We start from the raw sequence: 11,748 nt of genomic DNA, 5'->3' as shown, positions 1-11,748 counted from the left end.
GGTGCGGGTGGGGAGCCATCCCGCGTTCGTCCGCCCTCCGCTAGGATGGGCGCCATGACCGACATCACACCAGAAAAGCTGCTGGAAGAACTTCGCCGGTCCGCCGACGTCGTGGCCGCAATTGCCGCCAAATTGACGGAGCAGGACGTCAAGGCGCCGTCGGAACTGCCGGGCTGGACCCGCGGCCACGTTCTGGCCCACATCAGCGGGATCGCCAACGCGATGGCCCGGCAGCTGGAATACGCCGTCCGCGGCGAAAGAATCGAGCTGTACGACGGCGGGTTCGAGGGCCGCACCCGGGCCATCGAGATGACCGCCGGACACAGCCTCGCGGAACACCGCGCCGCCGTGGACGCAGCCCTGGAACGGGCCCTGCGCGCCTTCGGGGAACTTGATGCCGCCGGCTGGCACGAGCCCATCACCTACCGCAGGGGAGTCGTGTTCGACGGCGGCCTGGCCCTCTGGCGTGAACTCGTCATCCACGCCACGGACCTCGGCACCGGCCGTGGTCCGGAAACCTGGAACCGGCCGTTCTGCGAGCACCTCTTCGACTTCCTGTCCGCCCGGGTCCCCGAGGGGCAGAAGCTCGTGCTGCAACCGCTCGGACTGCCGGCCGTGGCCATCGGCAGCGGCGGCCAGTCGACGGTGATCAGCGGGATGCTGACGGACATCGCAGCGTGGCTTGCCGGCCGCACGCCGTCCCTCGGGAGCCTGCGTGCCACCGCGGCGGCCGACGGCGTCGACCTCCCCGCGTTGCTGCCGTGGCCGGCCGGGTTGCCGGTCAACAACTAGGACCCGTCCTTAGCTCACGTCAGGGCGGGTGCCTGTGCGTGTTCCCGGTCCACCTGACGGATGAGGAATACGCCGCCATCTCGGGGCACCTGACGCCGGAGGTCCGCACGGTCCTGTCCACCGAAGGCTCGCTCAACAGCCGTAACTCGCAGGGCGGCACGGCACCGGCCGCCGTCGAACGCCAGCTGCTGGCCCTCGATGCCGAGTTCTGGAGCATGCTCGAGAGGCATCCGGGACGCCGCCAGACCCATAGTGCCCGGGATGTGACCGGAGTATCGTGGATGCAGGCCGGACAGTCTCATCCGGCCAGGCAGCAATAGCGCTCACAAGTGTCGATCCGCGACCGCCTAGGAGGGCCGATGCCTTCGCCCAGCGTCCCCATACCCCAGCCTCCTCCGCGGCCGGTGGTCGGCAATTTGCCCGATATCGACTCCAGCAAGGGAGTCCTGGGGCTGGTGGAGGTGGCCGAGCAGTACGGCCCCATTGTCCGCATCCAGTTCTTCAACCGCAGCGTCGTCGCCGTCTCCTCCCAGGAGCTCGTCAACGAGGTGTGCGACGAATCCCGTTTCGGCAAGGTGCTCGGCATTGCCCTTCGGGAGGTGCGGCAATTCGCCGGCGACGGCCTGTTCACCGCGGAAACCCAGGAACCCAACTGGCAAAAGGCGCACCGGATCCTGATGCCGGCGTTCGGGCCGGCAGCCCTGAAGCGGATGTTCGTGGGCATGGACGACATCGTCGAGCAGCTGCTGCTCAAGTGGGAGAGGCTCGGTCCCGCGGCCCGGATCGACGTTCCGGACAACACCACCCGCCTGGCGCTGGACACCATCGCCCTGTGCTCGTTCAGCTACCGGTTCAACAGTCTCTACCGGGAAGAGATGCACCCCTTCATCGGGGCCATGGTCCGCGCCCTCGTCGAGTCCAGGGATCGCTCGCGCAGGCTCCCGGTGCAGAACAAGATCATGCTGCGCCGACGGCACCAGCTCGAGGACGACAATGCCCTGATGTTCGAGGTCGCCGAGCAGATCATCAGCGACCGGCGGCGCAATCCCAGCCCGGCGGGCAGCGAGGATATCCTGGACACCATGCTCAGCGCGGCGGACCCGGTGACGGGTGAGCGTTTATCCGAGGAAAACATCCGCTATCAGATGGTCACCTTCCTGATTGCCGGGCATGAGACCACCAGCGGCCTGCTGTCCTTTGCGCTCTACGAACTGCTGCGCCATCCGGGAGTCCTGGCCAAGGCGCGCGCCCAGGTGGACGAGGTCCTCGGCACCGAAAGCGCCAGGTTCGAGCATCTGCCCCGGCTGGGCTACCTGGACCAGATCCTCAAGGAAACGCTGCGGCTGTGGCCCACGGCTCCGGCGTTCAACGTCGCTCCGTACGAGGACACGACGCTCGGCGGCCGCTACGAGGTCCGCGCGGGCCAGCCCATCCTGGTCCTGATTCCGCAGCTGCACCGGGACAGGTCGGCGTGGGGCGAGGACGCCGGGATCTTCGAGCCGGACCGGTTCTCCCCGGAACGGGCCGCGGCAATCCCGGCCAATGCGTGGAAGCCCTTCGGCAACGGGCAGCGTTCCTGCATCGGCCGGGGATTTGCCCTGCAGGAGGCCATGCTGTTCCTGGCCAAGCTCCTGCAGCGCTTCGACATCACATCGGCGGACCCCGGCTATGAACTGCAGATCAGGCACACCCTTACGATGAAGCCCGAAGGGCTGTTCATCCATGTGCGACGGCGGGACGTCAGGATCAAAGCGGCCGGCCGGACCGCCGTCGAACTTGCCCGGGAGGCGGAAGCGCCGGCCGCTGCAGCCGCCAACGGCGTCCCGCTCCGTGTGCTCTACGGTTCCAATGCGGGCACCTCCAAGGACTTCGCCCAGCGCATTGCCAACGACGCCGGACGGCGCGGCTACAGCCCCGCCATCGGTCCGCTCGACGAGGCAGCCGGCGGACTGCCGACGGAGGGGCTCGTCACCATCGTGGCCTCCTCCTACGAGGGGCAGCCGCCGGACAATGCCCGGAAATTCATGACCTGGACCGAGGGCCTGCAGCCGGGCAACCTCGCCGGGGTGCTGTACACGGTCTTCGGCAACGGCAACAAGGACTGGGCCCGCACCTACCAGGAGGTGCCCAAGGCCATCGACGCCCGGCTCGAGGCCGCCGGCGCCGTGCGGATCTACGCCCGGGGCGAGGCCAATGCCCGCGGCGACTTCTTCGGCGATTTCGAAGAGTGGTACGCGGGATTCTGGCCCGCCGTGGACGCCGCGCTCGGGCAGAGTACCAGCTCCCCGGCCGGGCAGCCCCAGCTTGAAATCCAGTTCGTGGGCAACGTCCGGGACCCGCTGCTGCGCCAGAACGGGCTGGCACTCGGTACCGTCGTCGCGAACCGGGAACTGGTCGATCTGGCCAAGCCCGGCGCCCGGTCCAAGCGGCACGTCGAGATCGCCCTGCCCGCAGGGATGAGCTACCGGACCGGCGACTACCTGGCCGTGCTGCCGCTGAATCCCAGCGAACCTGTGCAGCGGGCCCTGTCCCGTTTCAACCTCGACTACGACTCGCACGTCCTGTTGAGCATGGAGCGGGGAGACACGTTCCTGCCCACCGGCACGCCCGTGGCCGTGGGCGAACTGCTGAGCAGTTACCTCGAGCTCGCAGCCCCAGCCACACGCACCCAGCTCGAGCAACTGGCCGACGTCGCGGCGGATCCTGCCCACCGCGGGGAACTTGAGGCCCTGGCGCAGGACCGCGGGCGCCATGCGGCCGAGATCCTCGACAAGCGCGTCTCTGTCCTGGACCTGCTGGAAACGTATCCGTCATGCCAGCTGTCGTTCACCTCGTTCCTGCAGCTGCTGACCCAGCTGACCCCTCGGCGCTACTCCATCTCCTCGTCCCCGCTCTGGAGCCCGGACCATGCGACCCTGACCTTCGCCGTCATCCAGGAACCGGCGTGGTCGGGCCGCGGCATCTTCGAAGGCGCCTCTTCCACCTATCTCGCCCAGGCCAGGCCCGGGTCAAGGATCGCGGTCACGGTTCGCCCCTCGAATGCGGCTTTCCACCCGCCCCAGTCCCTGGGTGTTCCGCTGATCATGGTGTGCGCCGGGACCGGGCTGGCGCCCTTCCGCGGATTCGTCCAGGACCGGGCGCTGCGGGCCGAGGCCGAGGGGGTGATGCCGGCGCCTGCCCTGTTGTTCTTCGGCTGCCGGGCCCCGGACACCGGCTTCCTCTACCACGCGGAACTTGCAGCCTGGGCAGGCCAAGCCAACCTCGACCTCCGGCCGGTCTTTTCCACCGCACCCGAAGACGGCCGGAAGTACGTCCAGGATCGGCTCTGGGCAGACCGGGCCGACGTCGTCGAACTGGTCAAACAGGGCGCCACGTTCTACGTCTGCGGCGACGGCAAGAACATGGCGCCGCAGGTCCGCGACACGTGCGCACGCATCTACCGGGAGGCGACCGGCGCCTCTGAAGAGGACGCAGACGCGTGGATGGATGAGGTGGAGCGCACCCATGGCAGGTACGTGGCAGACATCTTCACGTGAAGATGCCCGCGCGGAAGCCATCCGCACGATCGCTGGCGGTTCCCCCTACTTCAGGGCCAGTGCCAGCGCGTGTTCGCGGTCCAGCAGGCTCTCCTTGATGGCGATCCCCCAGCGGAAGCCGCCCAGCGTGCCGTCGGTGCGGATCACGCGGTGGCACGGGACAAACAGGGCGGCGGCGTTGAAGGCGCAGGCACCCGCCGCGGCACGGACCGCCTTCGGGTTCCCGGACAGCGCCGCGTACTCCGCATACGTCACCGGACTCCCGGGCACCACGGTCCGCAGCGTGTCCCAGGCATGGCTGCGGAACGGGCCCGACTTCTGCAGCACCGGCACCTCCATGGCCGGGCCCGGATTGCCGGCATAGAACTCCTCCACGGCCGCCGAGACGGAGCCGAGGTCCATGACGGGCTCATACGACCCGGGCAACAGCTCCGGGTGGATCTGGCCGGTCAGTTCGCCCGGAACCGCGGTCCAGCCGGACGCCAGCACCGCGCCGTCCCTGGCAATGATGGTGAACGGGCCGTCCGGGGTGGACATGGTCAACAGCTGGGCTTTCATTTCTTCGCTTCCTTCGTGGGAGTCTGGGCGCGGGTGGTGGATCGCGCGGCCTGCGCTGCCGCGCGCCAGAGGTGCATGGTGGCGTAGGAGCGCCACGGGCTGAGTTCACGGAAATCAGGGCTCAGGGTGCCGCCGTCGAGCTCGCGGGCGAGCGAGCGGATGCCGTTGCGCACCGCGGCGTCGTTGGCGAGGAAGACGTCCGGGGCCCCGATGACCCGCATCGCGACATACCCCACCGTCCACGGCCCGACGCCGGCCAGGGGCAGGAGCTTTGCCCCCAGCCCGGGCAGGTCGTCGCCGTAGCCGAAGTCGAGGTCCCCCGACGCCATCGCCTCCGCGGCCGCGCGGACCGAGTCGATGCGGCGCTGCGGGCCCCGGAGCAGCCCGAAACCGGTCTGCGCAATCTGTGCCGCGGTGGGGAACAGCCGGTGCAGCCCGTCAGCCGGGACGGCGCTCGCGGTCCCGGCCGCGGACAGCCGGACCAGCGCCGTGCGGGCGGCCGCCACGGTGACCTGCTGCCCGATCATCGCCCGGACCAGCAGTTCCTGCGGGTCCACCGCGCCCGGCATCCGCATCCCGGGGGTGCGCGCCACGCTGGCCGCCAGCCGGGGATCGGCCGCGAGGGCGGCGTCGATCGCGACGGGGTCGGCGTCGAGGTCCAGCAGCCGGCGGACCCGGCTGAGCAGCGGCGCCAGGTCCCGCAGATCCACGGCACCGATAGTGAGCACCAGCGGGCGCCCGGGCGCGGCGGCGTCGTACTCCACCCGGAAGCGGGCGTCGCCGTGGGCCAGCCGCATGGTCCGCGCATACGAGGTGGAGGTCCCGGCCTCGATCCCCGGGAGGGCGCGGACCGCCAGGAAATCGAACACGCCCGGATCGAACGGCTCACGGTACGGCAGGTTCAGCGTCAGCGCCGTGGAGGACGCGGGAGTCCGGTGGTGTGCCGTGGCCCGCAGCGCCGAGGGCGTCATGGCGAAGACCTCGCCGATGGTCTCGTTGAACTGGCGGACGCTGCTGAACCCGGCGGCGAACGCGATGTCGGCCACCTTCATCCCGGTGGAGACGAGCAGGGTCCGCGCGGTCTGGGCGCGGCTCGCCCGGGCCAGGGACAGCGGGCCGGCGCCGAGTTCGTGGCTGAGGATCCGGTTGAGCTGGCGTGAGGAATAGCCGAGCCGGGACGCCAGCCCTTCCACGCCGTCGCGGTTGATCACGCCGTCATTGATCAGCCGCATGGCCCGGCCGGCGAGGTCCGAGCGGAGGTTCCACGCCGGCGTGCCGGGCACGGCCTCGGGCAGGCAGCGCTTGCACGCCCGGTAGCCGGCCTCATGGGCGGCTGCGGAGGTCTCGTAGAACGTGACGTTGCCCGCCTTCGGTGTCCGGGCGGGGCAGGAGGGCCGGCAGTAGATGCCCGTCGTGCGGACAGCCGTGTAGAACTGCCCGTCGAACCGGGGGTCCCGGGCATCGATTGCCCGGTAGCGCTGCCAGAAGTCCATGGCTTCATCCTCTCAGCTTCCCCCGCCCCGCTGCTAGCGGAAATCGGACACGGCCGTGGAGGGAATGGTGCCCCGTCACGGCAGGTTTGTTAAAGTCGGAGCATGACTTTGCACCCCGGGCAGAAGGGCAGCGCACCGCTGCGGCGGCTCCTGTCCGGGGATCCCCGTCAGGTGGCACCGCTGCTGCTCGGCGCGGTGCTGACGCACGAGGGACGGGAGGGCCCGGTGTCGGTACGGATCACCGAGGTCGAGGCCTATCTGGGACCCCATGACTCGCTGCACCCCGATCCCGGATCCCATACCTTCCGGGGCCCGACGGCCCGCAATGCGCCGATGTTCGGCCCCGCCGGCCACCTGTACGTGTACTTCACCTACGGGATGCACCACTGCGCCAACATCGTGTGCGGCCCGGACGGCGTGGCGTCGGCCCTGCTGCTGCGGGCCGGGGAGGTCGTCGCCGGGCACCGCCTGGCACTGGCCAGGCGGCCGACGTCGAAATCCCCCAAGGACCTGGCGAGCGGCCCCGCGCGGCTCGCCACAGCGCTCGGACTCACGAGGGCGGACAGCGGGCGGGACGCGCTCGGCGCACCGTTCCGGCTGGAGCTGGCGCAGGTGCCGGCGTCCGGCATCAGCTCTGGGCCGCGCGTCGGGGTCGCCGGCGACGGCGGCACGGACGACTATCCCTGGCGTTTCTGGCTGACCGGCGATCCGACCGTGTCCCGCTACAAAGCGGCGAAAGCGCGCACCGCGTAACTGGAGCCGCAACCGGATGCCCCGGCACCCGCGGCTGGGGGATGATGAACTCTTATGGGCGAGGGTAAACGAGGGAAGCCGACAAGCGAGCTGGACAGGCTCCGGATTTTCGAGAAGCTGGCCACCGAGTATTTCCGGATGGTTGAGCTGTTCACACCGGATGAACCCCCGGCGCCGGCCGGCGCCGTCGAGGGGGAGCGGCGGCACTGGCTGGAGCTCTTCCGCGCCGCCCTACTGCGTAAATTCATTGTTCGTGATGAACACGTGTCGCTCAAGCTCGTCGTTCGGGCCCTCCGCCTCTGCAATTACACGGTGGACCGCAAGGTGGCGGAGGGGACGGAAGCAGTGGCCGGTCTGTTCACCGCCGAGATGGTCCAGGGGCGTCAACCTGTGACGGCGGGACCGGCTCCGGAGGGGCACGACCTTTTCGAGGATGTCCTCTATGGACGCCTCCTGCATGGCGACGCCGACAGGTTCCACCGTTCCGAATGGGCGGACGACTACTCCCGGCTGAGTACCGCGGCGGCCAGCCGGTTCGACGCGGAGCACGCGCTCCGGAAAGCGCTCGACGTGGTCCGGTACGGGCTCGCGAATGAACTGCTGCGGTCTCCAGGCGTGCCGCCCGACGACGCCGGGCCTTCACCGGCCCTGAGGCCTTGAGCGGACACCGCGCCCACGCCCTGCTGCACGTTTAACTGGACCATTCCGGCCGTATCGGTACAATGCCTGACACGTTTCACAATCGTCCGCCGAAATGGTTGTAGAATGGACGGTCGGTCTTTTATTCGATAGGGGAACTTTCGATGCACGACGCTGATTTGGCGCATGAACGCGACTATGTGGCCGGACTCTACGCCCGGCTGGATGAGTTGCGGGCGGAAAAGCGCGCCCAGCTGGCCCAGGTGCGGCGTGCCGGCGCGGTCGGCACCATGCAGAATGTGTCCGAACGCGACGCCTTCGCGGCGCTCTATGAGGACCGCCTGGCGCAGCTCGACGCCGTCGACGACCGCCTCGTGTTCGGCCGGCTGGACCTTGACTCCGGGGAAGCCCAGTACATCGGCCGCATCGGCCTGACCACCGAGGACCTCCAGCGGCTCATGATCGACTGGCGGGCGCCCGAAGCCGGCCACTTCTACCAGGCCACCGCATTCGACCGGCAGGGCGTGCGCCGCCGCCGGCACCTCATCCTGCAGGGTCGCGAGGTCAAGGCCATCGAGGATGACGTGCTCGATGCCGACATGCTCGCCGACAAGGACTCGCTCCAGGGCGAAGGGGCGCTGCTGGCCGCGCTGAACTCCAAGCGCACCGGGCGCATGTCCGACATCGTCGGCACCATCCAGTCCGAGCAGGACCGCATCATCCGCTCCTCCATTTCCGGTGCCCTCGTGGTCCAGGGCGGCCCCGGCACGGGCAAGACCGCCGTCGCGCTGCACCGCGCCGCGTACCTGCTCTACACCCACCGGGACCGCCTCAAGACCGCCGGCGTGCTGCTGGTCGGCCCGACGTCGTCGTTCATGAATTACATCGAACGCGTCTTGCCCTCCCTCGGCGAGACCGGCGTGGTGATGGCGAGCCTGGGCCGCCTGATGCCCGGCATCCATGCTGTCGCGGAACCGGAATCGTCCGTCGCCGCGATCAAGGGCCGGCTGGACATGGCGGACGTCGTGGCCAACGCCGTCGCCCAGCGCCAGCGCATCCCCGCCGGAAACCGGATCCTGGAAGTGGACGGACGCAAGCTCGTGCTGACGCCGCGGCAGGTCCGCCGGGCCCGGGACAAGGCACGCGCCAGCGGAAAACCGCACAACGAGGCCCGGGTTTCGTTCGTCAAGATCCTGCTGCGCGAACTCACCGAACAGATGACCGAGCTGGTCGAAGCCGGCAGCATCGGCAACAACGCCGACCGCTCCTACCTGGCCGAGGACGTCCGGTCCGCCCGCGACGTCCGCATTGCCCTGAACCTGTGCTGGATGCCGATGACGCCGGAAAAGCTCGTGGCGGAACTCCTGAGCAATCCCGCCATCCTGGCAGCCTGCACGCCCAACCTCACCCCGGCCGAGCGCGCCCTGCTGCTCCGGCCGGCCGATTCGCCGTGGACCGAGTCCGACGTGCCGCTGCTCGATGAAGCCGCGGAACTGCTCGGCGAACTCGATCCCGCGGCCGGGCGCGGCCTGGCCCAGCAGGAAAACGACCGTGCCCGCGATCTCGCCAACGCCAAGCAGACCCTGGTCAACATGGAAACCGCCGGCGTGGATGTCCTCATCTCCGCCGAGGACCTGGTGGACCAGAACCAGGAGCGCGTGTCCCGGCTGACCGCCGCCGAACGTGCCACGACCGACCGCAGCTGGGCCTTCGGGCACATCGTGGTGGATGAGGCCCAGGAACTCTCGCCGATGCAGTGGCGCCTCCTGGTTCGCCGCTGCCCGCTGAAATCCTTCACCATCGTGGGGGACATCGCGCAGACGAGTTCCGTGGCCGGGGCCAATTCCTGGCAGGGCGCCCTGGCCCCGATGTTCGGCGACCGCTGGCAGCTGGAGGAGCTCACCGTCAATTACCGCACGCCGTCCCAGATCGCCGAGGCTGCCGCCCGGATGGCCAACGCGGCCGGGCTCGTTGTCTCGGCGCCCAAGGCGGTCCGTGAAGGCCAATGGTCCCCGGTCATCGACCGTGTGGAGCCCGGCCAGATCGTCAACAAGCTCGTTGAGGTCCTGCCGGCCGAGCTGGACGCGATCGAGGGCGGACTCCTGGCCGTGATCGCCGACGGCGGGCTGCTCCCGGAGGCGACGGCCGCGCTGCGCGCCGTCTACGGACGCCGCGTCGGCACCGGTGCCGGCAGCTACGCGCAGGACATCGTGGTGATCAGCCCCCGCGAGGCCAAGGGCCTGGAGTTCGACGGCGTCGTGGTGCTGGAGCCGACGGCGATGCTCAACCATGAACACGGCCGCGTCGGTGACCTGTACGTGGCAATGACCCGGCCCACCCAGCGGCTGCGGCTCATTGCCGCCGCGGGTGTTCCGGCAGGGATCGAAGACTGAGCCGCGCGCCTGCGCCGGCCCGATCCTGCTAACTTAGATTCCGTGTCCCAGCTAAATAATCTCCAGTCCCAGCAGAATGACCGAAGCTTCGCCAACGTCTGGCAGGAGCTGAAATGGCGCGGCCTGGTCCATGTCTCCACGGACGAGGCGGAGCTGGAAAAGCTGCTTGCCGGTGATCCTGCCACATACTACTGCGGCTTCGACCCCACCGCGCCGAGCCTGCATCTGGGCAACCTCGTCCAGCTGCTGCTGATGCGCCGGATCCAGCTGGCCGGCCACAAGCCGCTCGGACTCGTCGGCGGGTCCACCGGGCTGATCGGGGACCCGCGCCCGACGGCGGAGCGCACCCTGAACACCAAGGACACGGTTAACGAGTGGGTGGGGTATCTGCAGGCCCAGGTCCGTCGCTTCCTGAGCTTCGAGGGCGACAACGCCGCACGGATGGTCAACAACCTTGACTGGACCGCGCCGCTGAGCGCCATCGACTTCCTGCGGGAGATCGGAAAGCACTTCCGTGTCGGCACCATGCTGCGCAAGGATGCCGTCGCGTCCCGCCTTGGCTCCGACGAGGGCATCAGCTACACGGAGTTCAGCTACCAGATCCTGCAGGGCATGGACTACCTCCAGCTCTTCCGCGACTACGGCTGCGTCCTGCAGACCGGCGGCTCGGACCAGTGGGGCAACCTGACCAGCGGCACCGAACTTATCCGCAAGGTCGAGGGCAAGCACGTCCATGCCCTGGGTACGCCCCTGATCACCAATTCCGACGGCACCAAGTTCGGCAAGAGCGAAGGCAACGCGATCTGGCTGGACCCGGAGATGTGCAGCCCCTACGCCTTCTACCAGTTCTGGCTCAACACGGCGGACGCCGACGTCGCGGCCCGCCTGAAGGTCTTCACCTTCCTGAGCCGGGCGGAGATCGAGGCCCTTGAGGCTTCCGTCGCCGAGCGTCCCTTCGCCCGCGAGGGCCAGCGGAAGCTCGCCTACGAAGTGACCTCGCTCGTCCACGGCGTGGACGCCACGGAAAAGGTCATCGCGGCGTCGGCCGCGTTGTTCGGCAACGGCGACCTCACCGTGCTGGATGAGGCAACCCTCAGGGCCGCGACATCGGAACTGCCCTCAGCGAGCGTCGGCGCCGGCGCGCTGGGAATCATTGAACTGCTGGTGGCCTCCGGCCTGTCGGAGAGCAAATCCGCGGCCCGGCGCACCGTGGGGGAGGGCGGCGCCTACGTGAACAACGCCAAGGTGTCCGATCCCGAGACCGTTATCGCGCCGGCCCAACTGTTGCACGGACGGTATTTGCTGCTGCGCCGGGGCAAGAAAAACCTTGCGACCGTGGAAGTCTCCCAGCCCTGAGCTGAGTCGTGGACCTTCCTCCACGCTCCTTTCCCGCCCGATTTGCCGCGCGGGGGAGGGGCGTGTATTGTTTTCTGAGTCGCCACCGGAGAGTGGCGGCCAACCCCATCAAAAAAGTGAAGCAATTCTTCGGGCACTGGACGCCGGAATTGAAAATTGCTTCATGTTTTGCTGGGCGGATTCACTCCACCGGGTGAATTCCGGGAGAATTTCCCGGATTTGCAAAGT

8 protein-coding genes and 1 pseudogene are annotated in these 11,748 nt (G+C 68.7%); 7 read left to right on the top strand and 2 right to left on the bottom strand.

Translation table 11 applies throughout. From position 1 onward, the window contains the following. The first annotated feature begins 54 nt into the window (after positions 1-54). The 3 genes and pseudogenes from J9611_RS07450 to J9611_RS07440 all read left to right on the top strand — a co-directional run bounded on the left by J9611_RS07450 (position 55) and on the right by J9611_RS07440 (position 4,328). A complete protein-coding gene (locus J9611_RS07450; RefSeq protein WP_211878996.1) occupies positions 55-792 on the top strand; it encodes a maleylpyruvate isomerase family mycothiol-dependent enzyme in 738 nt (245 codons plus the stop codon). 53 nt (positions 793-845) lie between these two features. Beyond that, positions 846-998 (top strand): annotated as a pseudogene (locus J9611_RS07445) (argininosuccinate lyase); the annotation flags it as partial. A 153-nt stretch (positions 999-1,151) separates the two neighbouring features. Next, on the top strand, positions 1,152-4,328 hold the full coding sequence (locus J9611_RS07440; protein ID WP_211878993.1) for a bifunctional cytochrome P450/NADPH--P450 reductase: 3,177 nt from the start codon (positions 1,152-1,154) through the stop codon (positions 4,326-4,328). A gap of 45 nt (positions 4,329-4,373) precedes the next feature. Here the strand turns inward: J9611_RS07440 and J9611_RS07435 are convergent, their stop codons facing one another. Together J9611_RS07435 and J9611_RS07430 are read right to left on the bottom strand one after the other, a co-directional pair. Beyond that, positions 4,374-4,886 (bottom strand): methylated-DNA--[protein]-cysteine S-methyltransferase, encoded by a 513-nt coding sequence (locus tag J9611_RS07435; protein ID WP_211878991.1) that lies wholly within the window; start codon positions 4,884-4,886, stop codon positions 4,374-4,376. Beyond that, the gene (locus tag J9611_RS07430) at positions 4,883-6,379 is read right to left on the bottom strand and encodes a DNA-3-methyladenine glycosylase 2 family protein (RefSeq protein WP_211878989.1); all 1,497 of its coding nucleotides are present in this window, start codon (positions 6,377-6,379) and stop codon (positions 4,883-4,885) included. The genes J9611_RS07435 and J9611_RS07430 overlap by 4 nt, the downstream gene beginning before the upstream one ends. Before the next feature lie 102 nt (positions 6,380-6,481). Here J9611_RS07430 and J9611_RS07425 point away from each other — a divergent pair, with 102 nt between their 5' ends. The 4 genes from J9611_RS07425 to tyrS all read left to right on the top strand — a co-directional run bounded on the left by J9611_RS07425 (position 6,482) and on the right by tyrS (position 11,520). After that, positions 6,482-7,132 carry a DNA-3-methyladenine glycosylase gene (locus tag J9611_RS07425; protein WP_211878987.1) on the top strand — a complete coding sequence of 217 codons (651 nt, stop codon included), beginning with the start codon at positions 6,482-6,484 and terminating at the stop codon, positions 7,130-7,132. Between the two features lie 54 nt (positions 7,133-7,186). Beyond that, complete coding sequence (locus J9611_RS07420) at positions 7,187-7,792, top strand: hypothetical protein (RefSeq protein WP_211878985.1); 606 nt, start codon at positions 7,187-7,189, stop codon at positions 7,790-7,792. Positions 7,793-7,935: 143 nt separating this feature from the next. Then, entirely contained in the window at positions 7,936-10,164 is a 2,229-nt protein-coding gene (locus J9611_RS07415) for a HelD family protein (protein ID WP_211878983.1), read from the top strand. 42 nt (positions 10,165-10,206) lie between these two features. Further along, complete coding sequence (tyrS, locus tag J9611_RS07410; RefSeq protein WP_211878981.1) at positions 10,207-11,520, top strand: tyrosine--tRNA ligase; 1,314 nt, start codon at positions 10,207-10,209, stop codon at positions 11,518-11,520. Positions 11,521-11,748: the final 228 nt, after the last annotated feature.

It is taken from the genome of Pseudarthrobacter albicanus (assembly GCF_018224015.1).
Classification (GTDB): Bacteria; Actinomycetota; Actinomycetes; order Actinomycetales; family Micrococcaceae; genus Arthrobacter; species Arthrobacter albicanus.
This window is presented reverse-complemented; position numbering and strand designations above follow the sequence as displayed.

What these genes read in the sequence shown, in the direction of transcription:
- J9611_RS07450 (WP_211878996.1), top strand. Translation starts at nt 55, where the DNA reads ATGACCGACATCACACCAGAAAAGCTGCTGGAAGAACTTCGCCGGTCC.
- J9611_RS07440 (WP_211878993.1), top strand. Translation starts at nt 1,152, where the DNA reads ATGCCTTCGCCCAGCGTCCCCATACCCCAGCCTCCTCCGCGGCCGGTG.
- J9611_RS07435 (WP_211878991.1), bottom strand. Translation starts at nt 4,886, where the DNA reads ATGAAAGCCCAGCTGTTGACCATGTCCACCCCGGACGGCCCGTTCACC.
- J9611_RS07430 (WP_211878989.1), bottom strand. Translation starts at nt 6,379, where the DNA reads ATGGACTTCTGGCAGCGCTACCGGGCAATCGATGCCCGGGACCCCCGG.
- J9611_RS07425 (WP_211878987.1), top strand. Translation starts at nt 6,482, where the DNA reads ATGACTTTGCACCCCGGGCAGAAGGGCAGCGCACCGCTGCGGCGGCTC.
- J9611_RS07420 (WP_211878985.1), top strand. Translation starts at nt 7,187, where the DNA reads ATGGGCGAGGGTAAACGAGGGAAGCCGACAAGCGAGCTGGACAGGCTC.
- J9611_RS07415 (WP_211878983.1), top strand. Translation starts at nt 7,936, where the DNA reads ATGCACGACGCTGATTTGGCGCATGAACGCGACTATGTGGCCGGACTC.